This is a genomic window from Gramella sp. Hel_I_59 (assembly GCF_006714895.1).
In the GTDB taxonomy this organism is placed as follows: Bacteria; Bacteroidota; Bacteroidia; order Flavobacteriales; family Flavobacteriaceae; genus Christiangramia.
On the sequence record NZ_VFME01000001.1, the window covers coordinates 2,352,359 to 2,367,888 of the forward strand.

At 32.7% G+C, this 15,530-nt stretch carries 17 protein-coding genes; 14 read left to right on the forward strand and 3 right to left on the reverse strand.

Going from position 1 to position 15,530, the window contains the following annotated elements; all coding sequences use genetic code 11:
- The first annotated feature begins 75 nt into the window (after window positions 1-75).
- The 7 genes from JM79_RS10830 to JM79_RS10860 all read left to right on the forward strand — a co-directional run bounded on the left by JM79_RS10830 (window position 76) and on the right by JM79_RS10860 (window position 5,234).
- Entirely contained in the window at window positions 76-711 is a 636-nt protein-coding gene (locus tag JM79_RS10830; RefSeq protein WP_141878158.1) for a hypothetical protein, read from the forward strand.
- A 210-nt stretch (window positions 712-921) separates the two neighbouring features.
- Window positions 922-1,161, forward strand: a complete 240-nt coding sequence (locus tag JM79_RS10835; protein ID WP_141878159.1) for a type II toxin-antitoxin system ParD family antitoxin — start codon at window positions 922-924, stop codon at window positions 1,159-1,161.
- Complete coding sequence (locus JM79_RS10840) at window positions 1,154-1,438, forward strand: type II toxin-antitoxin system RelE/ParE family toxin (protein ID WP_141878160.1); 285 nt, start codon at window positions 1,154-1,156, stop codon at window positions 1,436-1,438. Before JM79_RS10835 ends, JM79_RS10840 begins: the two co-directional genes overlap by 8 nt.
- Before the next feature lie 273 nt (window positions 1,439-1,711).
- Window positions 1,712-2,110, forward strand: coding sequence for a hypothetical protein (locus tag JM79_RS10845; RefSeq protein ID WP_141878161.1), 399 nt, complete (start codon window positions 1,712-1,714; stop codon window positions 2,108-2,110).
- A 232-nt stretch (window positions 2,111-2,342) separates the two neighbouring features.
- Window positions 2,343-2,981 (forward strand): hypothetical protein, encoded by a 639-nt coding sequence (locus JM79_RS10850; protein ID WP_141878162.1) that lies wholly within the window; start codon window positions 2,343-2,345, stop codon window positions 2,979-2,981.
- A 168-nt stretch (window positions 2,982-3,149) separates the two neighbouring features.
- Window positions 3,150-4,007 (forward strand): hypothetical protein, encoded by an 858-nt coding sequence (locus tag JM79_RS10855; protein WP_141878163.1) that lies wholly within the window; start codon window positions 3,150-3,152, stop codon window positions 4,005-4,007.
- Between the two features lie 237 nt (window positions 4,008-4,244).
- On the forward strand, window positions 4,245-5,234 hold the full coding sequence (locus JM79_RS10860) for a peptidoglycan DD-metalloendopeptidase family protein (protein WP_141878164.1): 990 nt from the start codon (window positions 4,245-4,247) through the stop codon (window positions 5,232-5,234).
- A gap of 200 nt (window positions 5,235-5,434) precedes the next feature.
- Here JM79_RS10860 and JM79_RS10865 read toward each other — a convergent pair whose 3' ends face one another.
- Window positions 5,435-5,926, reverse strand: coding sequence for a hypothetical protein (locus tag JM79_RS10865; RefSeq protein WP_141878165.1), 492 nt, complete (start codon window positions 5,924-5,926; stop codon window positions 5,435-5,437).
- 706 nt (window positions 5,927-6,632) lie between these two features.
- Here JM79_RS10865 and JM79_RS10870 point away from each other — a divergent pair.
- Entirely contained in the window at window positions 6,633-7,310 is a 678-nt protein-coding gene (locus JM79_RS10870; protein WP_141878166.1) for a hypothetical protein, read from the forward strand.
- Window positions 7,311-7,481: 171 nt separating this feature from the next.
- On the opposite strand, the gene JM79_RS10875 is transcribed toward JM79_RS10870, so the two are convergent.
- On the reverse strand, window positions 7,482-8,468 hold the full coding sequence (locus JM79_RS10875; protein ID WP_141878167.1) for an IS110 family transposase: 987 nt from the start codon (window positions 8,466-8,468) through the stop codon (window positions 7,482-7,484).
- A gap of 411 nt (window positions 8,469-8,879) precedes the next feature.
- On the opposite strand from JM79_RS10875, the gene JM79_RS10880 reads away from it, so the two are divergent.
- From JM79_RS10880 to JM79_RS10895, 4 genes are all read left to right on the forward strand, one after another.
- A complete protein-coding gene (locus tag JM79_RS10880; RefSeq protein ID WP_141878168.1) occupies window positions 8,880-9,383 on the forward strand; it encodes a DUF2306 domain-containing protein in 504 nt (167 codons plus the stop codon).
- Between the two features lie 327 nt (window positions 9,384-9,710).
- The gene (locus JM79_RS16315; RefSeq protein ID WP_347707219.1) at window positions 9,711-10,232 is read left to right on the forward strand and encodes a DUF6624 domain-containing protein; all 522 of its coding nucleotides are present in this window, start codon (window positions 9,711-9,713) and stop codon (window positions 10,230-10,232) included.
- Window positions 10,233-10,408: 176 nt separating this feature from the next.
- Complete coding sequence (locus JM79_RS10890; RefSeq protein WP_141878169.1) at window positions 10,409-11,770, forward strand: alpha/beta hydrolase; 1,362 nt, start codon at window positions 10,409-10,411, stop codon at window positions 11,768-11,770.
- Between the two features lie 169 nt (window positions 11,771-11,939).
- Window positions 11,940-12,473 carry a GNAT family N-acetyltransferase gene (locus tag JM79_RS10895; RefSeq protein WP_141878170.1) on the forward strand — a complete coding sequence of 178 codons (534 nt, stop codon included), beginning with the start codon at window positions 11,940-11,942 and terminating at the stop codon, window positions 12,471-12,473.
- Window positions 12,474-12,617: 144 nt separating this feature from the next.
- Here JM79_RS10895 and JM79_RS10900 read toward each other — a convergent pair whose 3' ends face one another.
- Window positions 12,618-13,604 (reverse strand): IS110 family transposase, encoded by a 987-nt coding sequence (locus tag JM79_RS10900; protein WP_141878058.1) that lies wholly within the window; start codon window positions 13,602-13,604, stop codon window positions 12,618-12,620.
- A 251-nt stretch (window positions 13,605-13,855) separates the two neighbouring features.
- Here JM79_RS10900 and JM79_RS10905 point away from each other — a divergent pair, with 251 nt between their 5' ends.
- Together JM79_RS10905 and JM79_RS10910 are read left to right on the forward strand one after the other, a co-directional pair.
- Complete coding sequence (locus JM79_RS10905) at window positions 13,856-14,470, forward strand: hypothetical protein (protein ID WP_141878171.1); 615 nt, start codon at window positions 13,856-13,858, stop codon at window positions 14,468-14,470.
- Window positions 14,471-15,343, forward strand: coding sequence for a carboxypeptidase-like regulatory domain-containing protein (locus tag JM79_RS10910; RefSeq protein WP_141878172.1), 873 nt, complete (start codon window positions 14,471-14,473; stop codon window positions 15,341-15,343). It begins immediately after the preceding gene.
- Window positions 15,344-15,530 lie beyond the last annotated feature (187 nt).

Consider the following 15,530-nt stretch of genomic DNA (forward strand, 5'->3'; position numbering starts at 1 on the left):
AAACCAATACTAAGCCGACAAAGCCGCGTCACCTACTCCGCCAACTGGCGATAACCGAGACCGTTGTAAAGCATTTTGAAGAAAGTTTACTACATACTATTATTATCTCTGACTCTATTTAATTGTGATAAAACAGTTAAACAAGATCATACTTCTACAACAGAAACTTTTTATTATCCAACTGTTGCAAATTTTCAAAACGATACATTACTAAAAAAAGTAGAGCTCGACAGCTTAGATAATTTTGAAGAATTATTGAACATAGCAGATGAAATTGTCTGTGATACAAAATCACCTTTAATTTATTTCGAGAATAAAGACGCCATATTTAAATTTTTAATAGATAAAGATTGTTCAATCGCTTTTAATATTGCCGATTACAAAGAACGAAACATCATATTTATACAAGGAGACTCAATTATTATTAACGATAAGATGTCAAAACCATTTGATAGCATTGAGAAAGTATTGAATAATCATATTTTGAATAAAGGAAAGAATCCAAAATACTCAACGAGTATTGAAAAGGCAATTATATTTTATCACCAAGATTCCTTATTTAAATCTATAGATATTAAGGAGCAACTTTTAAAGATTTCCAATGCTTTCAACGGAATAAGAAATACAAACGGAGATTCGATACCACTTAAAATAAAATTACAGGAATACGGGTATATTTATATTGAAGAACCACCAATACCAATTAAATAACAAAACGCTTTACAACAACGGTTAATCGCCAATAAGCGGCACCGTTAGTAAGAAAATAATTAACTTGACCAACAAACCAATACTAAGCCGACAAATCCACGTCCCCTACTCCGCCAACTGGCGATAACCGTAACCGTTGGCAACAATATTTTCAAGAAAAATTTGTATTTGATTCGATTTTGATGCAATTTTACATCAAATAATAAAATTATGTCAAGACAAAGTATTTCATTCACAAAGCCAAACGATGAATGGTTAAAATCACAAGTTGATAATCAAGAATATTCTAGCAAAAGCGAATTGGTAAATGACCTAATAAGACAAGCCCGTAATCAACAAATTCAAATTGATTATATCAAAAATAAGATTGAAAAAGCTGAGAAAAGTGGATTTACAAGAGATAGTAAAGAACAGATTTTAGCACAAGCGAAATCTATGCTTAATGAGTAAATACAGATTAAGTAATGTTGCTAAAGAAGATTTGATTAGAATACATCAATTTGGAGTAAAAAGATTTGGACTAACTCAAGCCGACAAATACTTTAATAGATTTTTTGAATATTTTGATTTGATTGCTGAGCAGCCTTTTACTTTCGAATCTGTTGATTTTATAAAACCTGGATATAGAAGATGCGTGTGTGGATCAGACTCAATTTATTATAGAATAGAAGATAATCTCGTTGAGATAATGACCATAATAGGCAGACAAGATCTTAGTAATATTTAAAAAGATACAGTAAGAAAATACAGTTGCCAACAACGCATATTCGCAATTGCGGTCGTTGAGCTAAAAGAAAGTTTATAGAATTCAAGAAATAAAATCTTAATCGGACAAATCCGTATCTTCACTACCACAACTGACGAATATACGAGACCGTTGTAGCAAATTTTATCAGTGCGATTCGTTTTATAATTAATAAAATAAATCGTTTAATAATAAAACGGACTCCAATCAATCTTATCTAAAAAATTTAACCATTAATTCAATTCTAACTTACTTATGAAATATCTTAAAATCACTGTTCTATTATTACTTATCACAAACATTACTTACGCCCAAGATTACCAGACAAAAGATGAATTAGCAAAACAGATTATCGGGTCTTGGCATCTAGAAAACAGCGCTGAAGACAGATTAACTTTTTTTAAAGATGGAACTTTAGAAAGATCTGATGAAACTGGATCAATGTCATCCGACAAATATGAAATTACTAAAGACTGTGATGGAGAGAAGCTCTCCAATAAAGATTTCTTTTTAAAAATAATAGATGAAAATGGAATTTCATCCTGTGCCTACATAGAAGGTATAAATTATGATGAAAATGGAACTTTCTCATTGATGACAAAAAATCAAGGTAAAATCATAGTTTATAAAAAAGATCAAAAGTCCGTGAAATAAAACTTGCAACAACAACGGTTAATCACCAATAAGCGGTAGCGTAAATAAGAAAATAATTAACTTGATCAAAAAACTATTTCTAAGCCGACAAATCCGCGTCCCTTACTCCGCCAACTGGCGATAACCGGGACCGTTGTGCTTAATTATCTACGGAATTAAATAATTTTAATATAATTTTTATTTAAAACCGTTAAAGAATAAATTCGCCCTCCTAATCTTTAAAACTTCAAAATTGAAAAAACTCATCCTTTTAGTATTTATCCTATTTTCCACCAAAACATTTAGTCAAGGATTACAATTACGAATTTCACCAAAAATTGAAAGTAAAATTTTTTTTAAAGATGGAAGCGAAGAAAAAGGCCTGATTAGAATGAGTAGCTCCGTATTTGATATTAGATTCAGAGACTCAGAGGAAGCTGACGAGAGAAAAATTGACTACGAAGAGGTTGAAAAAATTATAACTTATCCTGATTCTACTAATTCTAGAGTTTTCCAATACTTAAATAATTATAAGCATAGGTATAAGATGTTCGCCGAACTGATTAAAAAAGATAAATTAAGTATTTATATTAATTCTCCTAAGGAACTAGAATTATTCTATTCAGATTATGATTTAAGATCTGCAGAAGAATGGATGAACGATATGAGGACTAAAAATGGATTTTCATTAAAAATAGCCAAAACCGAATATTTATATTTAGCAAAGGAAGATCAAATACTTATCCCTGTAGAGAAAAGAAGAAAATTCACTAGAAAGTATTTGGAATATTTTTCTGATTGTCCAGAATTAGTTCGAGCATATAAAAATGAAGAAATTAGTTTAGAAAAACTATCCGACTTTATAGAGTTCTATAAAGAGGCTTGCGATTAGATAACTAAGCACAACATCGGTTCATCGCAAATAACGGGTATTGCCGAAAAAGTGTAATTTTAGAAACCAGGAATGAAAATAGTTAATCCGACAAGTCCGCATCCCTACTCCCGCAACTTGCGATAACCGTAACCGTTGGCTGTAAGTTTAAAGAAAATACAGAAATAAATGATAGAAAAAAAAGATCAAGAGGAAATGGGGCAAGTAGCACTTCCATTTAATGAAAATCAATTTAAAGATTTCTTGGTAAGCCTTCTAGGCAAACCTCAAACAATAACTAAAAATTTTAATGGTAGCTTTGAATTCACAAAAGATGATATTATCTCTTTACATCAATTATTGGATAATAGAATACTTCAGCAAAATGATGCCAGATTAATTCAATTTAGAGCTACAGTAAGCTACAACGATAGTTCGTCAGTTACTTTATCTGGATTCGATCATCTTGTAAATTATAATGAGACTTTGCCAATTGTCTCTACGTCCATTCACTTAACTTGGCAATATTTAATTAAATTTCGTGATAAAAAAAACTATGAAATGCAAGAAGTTACTATATCTCTTGTAGGAAATAGTCAAGATTCAATAAGTTACGACGAAGATTTCGGGGGTTACTATCCAGGGCATAATCGGATTTTTATAAGAATCAAACATACAGCTAGGACTTGGGGTGCGGATATCGAAAATTTGATAATTAAACATTTAAAGACCTATGTAAATAAAGATCCGAAAATTTTAAATTTCTTTAGGTTCAATCCTGAACGAATTGAATATTTATTATTCTCTTTACTATTTATTATTAATCTATGTTTTGCCTTTATCTGGCAAACGAACCTCAATTCCAGTGACATATCATATCTGCTATCCAACTATTTTCAAATCGCTACTTCCTTTATTGTAACACTAATAATTTATAAAATTACTGCCGTATTTTTAGATTCATTTGAAGTTTTTAATAGACCTAGCTTCATACTTCTAACTAAAGAATCAGAAAAAAATAAAACGAAAAGCATTAGAAAATATTGAATGAGATGGGGTAAATATTTTATTACATTATTGCTTAGTATTATCCTAAATATTATCTCTAATTATATCTATACCACCTATTTCCAGTAAAAACCTACAGCCAACATCGGTTAATCGCAAATAACGGGTCTTGTCGAAAAAGTGTGGTTTTAAAAACCAAGAAACAAAAGAGTTAATCCGACAAGTCCGCGTACCTAATCCCGCAACTTGCGATAACCGTAACCGTTGCCCACAATTATGAAACAAGCATTTTTAGTAACGACTTTATTCTTAGCTGTAAATCTGATTTCTGCACAAACAGAAAAACCGATTGATAAAATTGTATCAGAAAAGTTTGAAAATAACTTCAATTCAAATGATTTTGAGAAAATCTTTAATTCCTTTTCAAATGAGATGCAGAAAGCTTTACCAAACGATCAAGCAATCAAATTTCTATCTGATTTTAAGAATCAGGCAGGAGAAATAAAATTTCGAGAATTTAGAAAATATGTAAAAGGAACTTTTGCATCCTACAAAACAGTTTTTGAAAATGGAGTTTTCGCTCTGAACATATCAACTGATAATAAATCAAAAATAAATGGATTTTATATTGAACCATTTAAAGAAGATAATTTTCCTATAATTGATCGAAATTTAACTAAACTAATTTTGCCATTTCAAGATGAATGGACCGTAACTTGGGGCGGAGATACTGCAGAATTAAATTACCACGTTGAAAATAAAGCTCAGAAAAATGCTTTTGATTTCGTAGTGACTGATGAAAATGGAAAATCATATAAAACAGACGGAAGGACAAACGAAGATTATTACGCATTTGGAAAAAAGTTAATTTCACCTTGTGACGGAGAAGTTGTTTTAAAAGTAGATGGGATTGAAGATAATCTGCCAGGAGAATTAAATCCAATTTATGTACCTGGAAATACGGTAATTTTAAAAACCGTGAATAATGAATATTTGTTTTTTGCACATTTTAAACAAAATACGATCAAAGTTGAACAGGGACAAAAAGTAAAAAAAGGAGAAGTTTTAGGGCTTTGTGGTAACTCGGGTAATTCCTCTGAACCACATTTACATTTTCATATTCAAAACGTAAAAAACATGAATGTCGCAACTGGTGTAAAATGTTATTTTGAAGAAATAAATGCGAACGGAGAAATTAAGAGGGATTATTCAACAATCAAAGGCGACAAGATTAGTAACATCATAACGGTGGGCAACAACGGTTAATCGCCAATAAGCGGCACCGTTAGTAAGAAAATATTTAACTTGACCAACAAACCAACACTAAGCCGACAAATCCGCGTCCCTCACTCCGCCAACTGGCGATAACCGAGACCGTTGTGCGCAATCCCTTAGAAAATAATCTGATAACATTACTGATATCGATTTAAAATAAAACTCAGAAGAGGATCAAAACACTAAAATATCTACCATAATTTTCGTTCACGTTTGGCTTTTCTTCTGTCGGATAAAGACGATATAGCAATGTATAAAGTGAAAAATGGTATATAGAAATAATATTCACCAAAGAAATAAGCTAACAAAATGTCTAGAGGTAGAATCATTAAAGAAGCGAAAAACCAAACATAATTTGTTGTATAGCCGGTTTCTCTCAATTTGCCATCAATACTAGGTAAAATATAATCTCTTTCCATTTCAAGTAGCTCTCTAAATGAATAAGATGATATTGAATTTGAGTTTAATGTATTTAAATATTCAATTAGTAATTTTTTTTCTTTACGTATATCGTCAACGGGGGAATAGATGCTAAGATCTTCAGCTAATTTATCAAGTTTATGAAATTTGATTTTTTCCAAAGACTTAGTAGAATTGTCCTGCTTAATAGCGGATAATAATTCTTTCGAAGCTGACAAAAACCTTTTATCGAATTCTTCATCATTACAAAAGTCAAGTTCCATATATTACTACTTGAAAAAAAGAAAACACTATTTAAGATACCAAAAGTATAGGAAAAAGGGACTACGCACAACAACGGTTAATCGCCAATAAGCGGCAGCGTTATAAAGAAAATAATTAACTTGACCAACAAATCAATACTAAGCCGACAAATCCGCGTCCCTTACTCCGCCAACTGGCGATAACCGAAACAGTTATACACAAGTGCTCCGCAACGATTTTAGCTACTAAAGACAATAAGAATCCAATCTGAAAAATTCGGATTTTGAAAGCTTCAATTGATAATTCTCAACTAAGAATCTTTTGTAAATCGTAAACTTAGAAAATCCTGGTTCTATCGAAAATTCTAAAAGATCGTTCAGGAAAAATTTAATAAGTAAAGAAGCTTTTGGTAGCTACTCAAAAACAAATTAGCTACTAAGAATTTCATCAAAAAGAAGCTTAGTACCAAGAAACGGACGCTTACTCAGACGCAATAATTGTAACAAAACGAGCAATATTTTTTATAAAAGTCAGAGTATTCCCGACAGTGGCCTATCTCAGGTTCTCACTCGGCTCTGTCGCACCAGTGTATAACAACGAATATTCGCAATTGTGGCCTTTTGAAATAAAATAGTATTTTTAGAATCCAACTAACAAAAACCTAAGCCGACAAATCTGAATACGTACAACCACAACTGACGATTATTCGAAACCGTTGTAGCAAATATGTTAAAGAAATTTTTAGTTTTCATAACCGTCCTAACATTGCTTTCCAGTTGCAATGAAAAATTCGATCATCTAAAGTTCGAAAAGCAAGTGGCATATGAAGTTTTTCCGCAATTAATGGATTCTCTGCATAGAGATAATAGAATACCTATTCCTGCACCGGCGTATAAAACTGATTCTCTTGGTAATAGATTAGAGTATGATACAATTGAATCACAAAAAAGTTGGAAGGAATTTGATAGATTAAAACTTGAATATTATAAAGATTCTGTAAAATTGGTGACTGCAATTAGCGATTCAACTTTTTTACTAGAGGGAGGCGAAAAGAGCCAACTACTAAAATTTTACAATCTTAATAATTCAGATATTGATACTATAAATACCAATGAAAAATATAAGATTGATCTTGACAAATTAAATGCTGACAATAAAATAAGGTTCATCTATAGATCGGACTTACCTGAAGGAAGAGAAATTTGGAGAACAGATTATAAATTTTATCTAAACTCTGTTGTATCGATTAGTAGAATACAATTTGATATAAATAAGAAGTTTGGTGTAATGTCAATTGGTTATTCGATGGGAATTTTAAATGGCATTGGATGTAGAGTTTTTATTAGAAAAAATAATGAAGGTGATTGGGTAATTGACAAAATTCAAACAACAACTATTTCGTAATAACATACTTGCAACAACAACGGTTAATCGCCAATAAGCGGCACCGTTGGTAAGAAAATAATTAACTTTACCAACAAACCAACACTAAGCCGACAATTCCGCGTCCCTTACTCCGCCAACTGGCGATAACCGTATTCCAAGGTTAAATCCAAGCCTTTTGTGCTAATTTTTTCAGGCTGCAAATCTTTGTAATTCCACATAAGGCGTTCCTCTCTTCACCACTGCAAACACTCTGGATAACAGTTTATTGCGGACATTGTTTAGCGCAATCATCTTTAACTTACCTTCCTCCCGCTTTTTCTTATAATATTGCCGTAATTCACTGTCATATTGAATGGCTGTACAGGCCGCCATGCTAAGCAGGCTCTTCATTTGCCGATCTCCCATCGGGTGGCATTTTCGCTTTTTGTGAATACTGCTTCCCGAACTATGACCAAAGGGAGCCGTCCCACAATAACTGGAGAATTGGCGCCAGCTATTAAAGCGTTCAAAATTATTGGTGTGATAAAGCAACTGGGCGCCTACAACTAAACCAACACCTTTTAAAGAAGTGATCAACTTATAATTTTGCGATAATGCCTCAGAAGTCTTTATCAGTGATTTTAGTTGCTTCTCTATTTTATTTATTTGAGAAGTCAGGTGAGTAATAGAGCTTACAAGCGTTTTACAACAGGTATCTGTAGAACTGCTGCTGAGCAACTTTTTCAGCTCTGAAAGGGTATTCTTCAATCCCGTACGACTACGAACCAGCTGATCACGCAAAGCCAGCAACCTGCTTACTTCTAATAGTTCATTATCTTTCAGCTCACTCGGTGAAAGTTCCTCACGGTGAAGCCAGCCATACCTGGCGATCATCATGGCATCTACCACGTCATTCTTCTCTCTGATCACTCCGGAAGAACGTTTGATTACTACAGGATTTTCCTGTACATATACCTGCTTCTTTGAAGATAAATACAACGCTAACTTCAAGGAATAATGACCGGTATTCTCAAAACAGAAAAACACTTTTTGTTCCTTACCGTTAGCCCATTGCAACAAGGCTTTATAACCCTTCACATCATTACTGAACTCCCGATGGGAACTACGATTGTAAGCATAGGCATCTAACTTGTTTTTTGAAACATCAATTCCGATTACTTCTTGGTAATTTTTCATATTTTTAAAAAATTATTATTTGAAGGGCGCATTAACTAACTCCTTTAACGGGTCCATAATAAGACCTGGTATTCCAAATGGTTCTTGCTGCCCGTATGAAGAATGGAGGACTCTTACGGCTATTGGATCTGTAATCTCGAGACCGTTTTAGTTCTCCTCCTTCTTCATCTCAAAGGTATATTTATTAATAAGCGAAGTAAAGGAGACCGTTAGCCACAATTACAATATTGCGATTCGTTGATCCAATTTCCTCTTTTGATCTGTGAAATGCTTCATTATGGAAGCTTATATCATATTGTAAATTTTAATTCTCAATTACTTTTACAATTCATCTATTAAATTCTACAGTACAGTAGAAGAAAAATTAATCAATCTGAATTTATATTCATCTTTGATAAAAACCTGTCTAAGATGCCACACGATTCAATTGGATGGATACATACTATTTTCGCCATCATCGCATTAATAACTGGAAGTTTAATTTTGATCAACCGAAAGGGAACTGAATTTCATGTAAGAACAGGAAGAATTTATGGTGTTTCGATGCTTATAGTTTGCGCATCAGCGTTCTCAATATATCGTGTGCACAATGCATTCGGAGTGCTACATTTTTTCGCAATTATTAGCACAGTTACACTCATTCTGGGAATGATTCCATTATACAAAAAGGGTTTTAAACAACCAATTGTATCACATTTATCCTGGATGTATTGGTCGGTTATTGGACTATATTGTGCTTTTGCAGCAGAAATTTTTACGCGCTTGCCCCTTATTCTCAATCTCAAAAACAGCTATGGAATTTTTTATCTCTTAATCGGTCTATCTACTGGAATTGTCGGGATGACTGGAAGCTGGTATTTTAAAAAGAAAAAAAACACTTGGGAAATAAAGTATAGTAAACCTAGAAATAACTAGAAATGTAACTGTGGCTAACAACGAATATTCGCAATTGTGGCCATTTCAAATAAAATAGTATTTTTAGTAACCAAGAATTTAAATCCTAAGCCGACTAATCCGAATACCTTCAACCACAACTGACGATTATTCGAGACCGTTGGCAGCAAGCTTTAATCAAAATTTTAGATTAAAAGAATATTTATAACTCTAATTCTGACTTTACTCACTTTTAGTTGTAAAGAAAAAGAATCCAATGAACAGATAGTTGTAGAAAAAACTGAAGTAAATAAAAAGTTAGAAAATGAATTAGAGAAAATAAGAAAGATTGATCAAATTGCTTCTGATATAGCCCGAGGAGAAAATAAAAAATTATCTGAAAGAGAATGGAAATCTAAACAAGATAGCCTTCACAGAGAAAATCAGAAAAAAATAAAAGAAATATTTAATAAATATGGATACGTTGGATATGATTTAGCAGGAGAAAGAGGATCCCAAAGTTTTTGGTTGGTGGTTCAACACGCTGATAATGATCTTGAGTTTCAACAAAAAGTCCTAGACGAGATGAAGGTAGAAGTTGAAAAAGGAAATGCAGACGCTAACAGTTATGGATTATTGGTAGATAGAGTTAGATTAAATAGTGGAAAAAAACAATTGTACGGAACACAAGTTGACTATAATTGGAAAATTTGCCAAGCTTACCCAAAAGAATTAAAAGATAGTTCCAGTGTAAATGAAAGAAGAGAAAAAATTGGCTTAAAACCATTAGAAGAATATCTTAACGAAATGTCAGAATTGCATTATAAAATGAATGAACAAGGCTTTAAACAAATAGGCTTAAAAGGACCAACCCTTTATCTAACTAAATAAAAGTGAGCCCGCAAAAAGCCAGCTGCCAACATCGGTTCATCGCAAATAACGGATATTGCCGAAAAAGTGTAATTTTAGAAACCAGGAATGAAAATAGTTAATCCGACAAGTCCGCATCCCTACTCCCGCAACTTGCGATAACCGTAACCGTTAGCCACCATATTACTATTAAGAAAATGAAGAACTTTTATATTTTATTCAGCCTATTACTAACTATTAATTTCATTCAAGCACAAGATATCACTGGTGATTGGTATGGGAATTTAAACATACAGGGAACGGAATTGCCACTTGTATTTCATTTACAAAAAAATGACTCTACTTATCTATCTACAATGGATAGTCCTAAACAAGGTGGATTTGATATAAAAGTTGATGAAACGAAATATGAAGATTCAATTTTAGAAATGAAGATTTCAGCTTTAGGTGTAAAATACGATGGTGTTTATGATAAAAATGACGAAATAATAAACGGCACCTTCAAACAAGGAGGAATGTCGCTAACGCTAAATTTAACGAGAGAAAAACCCATTAAAAAAATTATTAGACCCCAAGAACCTCAAAAACCATATCCCTATAATTCTGAAGATATTTCATTTTATAATGAGATAGATAAAATTAAATTAGCAGGAACTCTAACTATACCAAAGAACAAAAAAGATTTTCCAACTGTAATTTTAATAAGTGGTAGTGGTCCTCAGAACAGAAATGAGGAAATAATGGATCATAAGCCATTTTTAATATTATCAGACTATTTAACAAGAAATGGAATTGGAGTATTGAGATACGATGACAGAGGCGTTGGAGAATCAGAAGGAGAATATTCAGAAGCAACTTCTAAGGACTTATCTAGAGACACAAAAGCTGCAATCAAATATTTACATTCCAGAAAAGAAATCAATAAAAATAAAATTGGTCTAATTGGACATAGTGAAGGTGGTTCAATAGCTCCTATGATTGCGTCAAAAACCAAAGATGTTAGTTTTATAGTTCTTTTAGCTGGGCCTGGTTTGAGTGGAAAACAACTTTTATTATTACAAAAAAAATTAATTGAAGAAAAAAGTGGAATCAATGAAGATGCTGTAAATCAAAGTCAAGAAATATTCAAAGGTGCTTATAACATCATTTCAAATTTTAAAGGAAATGATGAGCAACTTAAAAATGATCTCAAAGAATACTTTAATGAAAGATTCAATAATTCAATGGGAGAAAGTCAACTGAATAATTTGATTGTAAATTTAACATCTCCGTGGATGAAATATTTTATCAAATATGATCCTTCATTACCTTTAAAGAAAATAGATATTCCTGTATTGGCGTTATTTGGAGAAAATGATTTACAGGTTCCAGCTTTAAAAAATTCTAAAGTATTTCAGGATATTGGTAATAAAAATATAGATATTATCAAATTAGATAATTTGAATCATCTTTTCCAAGAAAGTAAAACAGGTTTGCCCAACGAATATTCCGAAATAGAACAAACTATTTCTCCCAAAGTTTTAAATATTATTTCAGATTGGATAATAGAACACAATTAACACGGTGGCTAACAACGGTTCATCGCCAATAAGCGGCAGCATTAGAAAGAATATAATTAACTTGACCAACAAATCAATACTAAGCCGACAAATCCGCGTCCCTTACTCCGCCAACTGGCGATAACCGAAACAGTTAGCTGCAAGCCTATTTCAAAGTAATTAACTAAAAATGAACACATTTCCCATTATAAAAACGGAAAGATTAGTTCTGAAAAAACTCAAAGAATCCGATTGGGAAACTGTCTCGTATTTGCGCTCTGATGAAATTGTAAATCAATTTATCAAGAGAAAAAAGGCTGACACTCAGAAAAAAGCGCTCGAATTTATTCTAAACACAAATTTGAAGATATCCAACAATGAGTTAATTTATTGGTGCATTACTCTGAAAAATGAAACGAAAATGATAGGCTCGATCTGTTTGTGGAATTTCTCAGAGGATAGAAAAGTTGCAGAAATTGGATATGATTTGGATCCAAAATATCAGCGAAAAGGAATTATGAATGAATCTATGATTGCGGTTCTGAATTTTGGATTTCGAAAATTAAACCTTGAGAAGATAGAAGCCTTTACTCAAAACCAAAATAAAAGTTCAATCAGTCTTTTAATTAAAAATCAATTTCAATTGAACAAAGAACGATTCGATAAAGACAATGAGGAAAATAGAATATTCGAACTATATCGGCCAGCAGCTAACAACGGTTAATCGCCAATTAGCGGTAGCGTTAGAAAGAAAATATTTAACTTAACCAACAAACCAATACTAAGCCGACAAATCCGCGTCCCTTACTCCGCCAACTGGCGATAACCGTATTCCAAGGTTAAATCCAAGCCTTTTGTGCTAATTTTTTCAGGCTGCAAATCTTTGTAATTCCACATAAGGCGTTCCTCTCTTCACCACTGCAAACACTCTGGATAACAGTTTATTGCGGACATTGTTTAGCGCAATCATCTTTAACTTACCTTCCTCCCGCTTTTTCTTATAATATTGCCGTAATTCACTGTCATATTGAATGGCTGTACAGGCCGCCATGCTAAGCAGGCTCTTCATTTGCCGATCTCCCATCGGGTGGCATTTTCGCTTTTTGTGAATACTGCTTCCCGAACTATGACCAAAGGGAGCCGTCCCACAATAACTGGAGAATTGGCGCCAGCTATTAAAGCGTTCAAAATTATTGGTGTGATAAAGCAACTGGGCGCCTACAACTAAACCAACACCTTTTAAAGAAGTGATCAACTTATAATTTTGCGATAATGCCTCAGAAGTCTTTATCAGTGATTTTAGTTGCTTCTCTATTTTATTTATTTGAGAAGTCAGGTGAGTAATAGAGCTTACAAGCGTTTTACAACAGGTATCTGTAGAACTGCTGCTGAGCAACTTTTTCAGCTCTGAAAGGGTATTCTTCAATCCCGTACGACTACGAACCAGCTGATCACGCAAAGCCAGCAACCTGCCTACTTCTAATAGTTCATTATCTTTCAGCTCACTCGGTGAAAGTTCCTCACGGTGAAGCCAGCCATACCTGGCGATCATCATGGCATCTACCACGTCATTCTTCTCTCTGATCACTCCGGAAGAACGTTTGATTACTACAGGATTTTCCTGTACATATACCTGCTTCTTTGAAGATAAATACAACGCTAACTTCAAGGAATAATGACCGGTATTCTCAAAACAGAAAAACACTTTTTGTTCCTTACCGTTAGCCCATTGCAACAAGGCTTTATAACCCTTCACATCATTACTGAACTCCCGATGGGAACTACGATTGTAAGCATAGGCATCTAACTTGTTTTTTGAAACATCAATTCCGATTACTTCTTGGTAATTTTTCATATTTTTAAAAAATTATTATTTGAAGGGCGCATTAACTAACTCCTTTAACGGGTCCATAATAAGACCTGGTATTCCAAATGGTTCTTGCTGCCCGTATGAAGAATGGAGGACTCTTACGGCTATTGGATCTGTAATCTCGAGACCGTTTTAGTTCTCCTCCTTCTTCATCTCAAAGGTATATTTATTAATAAGCGAAGTAAAGGAGACCGTTACCTGCAATTTTATAAAATGGCTAGTACAATAATTAAATTATGAAAAAAATCTTATCGAAACTTACCCTTATTATCTTATCAACTTTTGCTATATCTTGCAATAGTGATGATAACGAAATTGAAATAAATGATTTTAAAGGAATCTATAAAATAACATCGATTTCAAGTAGTCTCCCTATTGATTTAAATAATGATGGTTTAAAAACAACCGATTATTTACAAGAGATTAAATCAAAGTATATTTCATTCAACGGTAATGAAATTGATTATAAATATGATAATGAATTGAGTCAAAATTTTGCTGTAGCAAGACCTACTAAAAGATATGAGTCAAATTTCACTCAATTTTTAGACATTCGATTTCCAATTCAACATATAGATTCAATTTTTCAAGGAAATGACAACTTCGCAAAAATGAACATGAGATATGATAATATTATAACTTATTTTATTTATAAACTGACAAATAATGATGTTGAAATTGAATCTGATTCTACCCCTGAATTTGAGTATTACGATATCACAAATTTTGAAATCAGCAGAATAAATAAAGATGAATTTGAAATCTCTTTTGATTTTAAAGTTTATGATTTTACAGAAAATGAATGGATTGAGACGAATCTGAATTCCAGATATATTAAAGTAGCTGAATAAATGAACAATACTTATCTGACTTGCCTACTATTCTTAATTCTAGTTTCCAACGGTTTTTCACAAGAAATTATATTACAAGGAAATGTAACGGATCAAAATAATGAAACACTTCCTTTCGTAAATATTGGAATTCCAAATAAGAATACTGGAACAGTTTCAAATGAGAATGGTAGTTTCAAGCTAAAAATACCTTCAAATATATCAGAGAAGGATACAGTTGCATTTTCGTATATAGGTTTCAAAACATTAAGGAAATCGGTAGCAGATCTGATAAGGCAACAAGGAAAATCAATTCGGATGGAAACGGAAGAAAACCAATTAGCAGAAGTCGTCCTGGAAACTAAAAAATTCAAAAACAGAAAACTAGGAAGAACAGGTAAGGGTCTGGGATTTATGCACTTTAATTATTATACAGCTAAAGAAAAAGAAGTTGATGATAGATTAAGCAAAGAAATCGGAATGAACTTTAAACTGAAAAACAATTGCCGTCTAGAAAAATTCAATTTCGCCATATCCACTAACGAATTTGAAAAACTAAAACTAAGGCTTAACATTTATAGTTTGAAAGACGGAAAACCTCAAAAATTAATGATATCAGATAATATAATAATCGAAATTACAAATGAAGAAACTGGATGGAAATCAATTGATTTAGATCCATACAACATATACCTAAAAAAAGAATTAGATGAATTTCTTGTAACTCTTCAATGGATAGAAAGTAAGAAATCAAAAACTAAAAGTAAATTTTTCGCAATACCTGCAAGTAAATCTCCATTGCACAAGACCTACTCCAGACAAAAAGCAATGGATGAATGGAAATCACAAACTGGAAGTTTAAGTATGTATTTGGATGCAAGATGTTCGCGTTAAAAACTGCAGGTAACATCGGTTCATCGCAAATAACGGGTTTAGTCGAAAAAGTGTAATTTTAGAAACCAGGAAAGAAAATGGTTAATCCGACAAGTCCGCATCCCTACTCCCGCAACTTGCGATAACCGTAACCGTTACCTGCAATGGCTTCAGAAAGAAAATGTGAAATATATCATAGATAACTCAA

Bases quoted from the DNA above. Each gene is read 5' to 3' on its own strand.
- JM79_RS10835 (WP_141878159.1), top strand. From the start codon at position 922: ATGTCAAGACAAAGTATTTCATTCACAAAGCCAAACGATGAATGGTTA.
- JM79_RS10840 (WP_141878160.1), top strand. From the start codon at position 1,154: ATGAGTAAATACAGATTAAGTAATGTTGCTAAAGAAGATTTGATTAGA.
- JM79_RS10845 (WP_141878161.1), top strand. From the start codon at position 1,712: ATGAAATATCTTAAAATCACTGTTCTATTATTACTTATCACAAACATT.
- JM79_RS10855 (WP_141878163.1), top strand. From the start codon at position 3,150: ATGATAGAAAAAAAAGATCAAGAGGAAATGGGGCAAGTAGCACTTCCA.
- JM79_RS10860 (WP_141878164.1), top strand. From the start codon at position 4,245: ATGAAACAAGCATTTTTAGTAACGACTTTATTCTTAGCTGTAAATCTG.
- JM79_RS10865 (WP_141878165.1), bottom strand. From the start codon at position 5,926: ATGGAACTTGACTTTTGTAATGATGAAGAATTCGATAAAAGGTTTTTG.
- JM79_RS10870 (WP_141878166.1), top strand. From the start codon at position 6,633: ATGTTAAAGAAATTTTTAGTTTTCATAACCGTCCTAACATTGCTTTCC.
- JM79_RS10875 (WP_141878167.1), bottom strand. From the start codon at position 8,468: ATGAAAAATTACCAAGAAGTAATCGGAATTGATGTTTCAAAAAACAAG.
- JM79_RS10880 (WP_141878168.1), top strand. From the start codon at position 8,880: ATGCCACACGATTCAATTGGATGGATACATACTATTTTCGCCATCATC.
- JM79_RS10890 (WP_141878169.1), top strand. From the start codon at position 10,409: ATGAAGAACTTTTATATTTTATTCAGCCTATTACTAACTATTAATTTC.
- JM79_RS10895 (WP_141878170.1), top strand. From the start codon at position 11,940: ATGAACACATTTCCCATTATAAAAACGGAAAGATTAGTTCTGAAAAAA.
- JM79_RS10900 (WP_141878058.1), bottom strand. From the start codon at position 13,604: ATGAAAAATTACCAAGAAGTAATCGGAATTGATGTTTCAAAAAACAAG.
- JM79_RS10905 (WP_141878171.1), top strand. From the start codon at position 13,856: ATGAAAAAAATCTTATCGAAACTTACCCTTATTATCTTATCAACTTTT.
- JM79_RS10910 (WP_141878172.1), top strand. From the start codon at position 14,471: ATGAACAATACTTATCTGACTTGCCTACTATTCTTAATTCTAGTTTCC.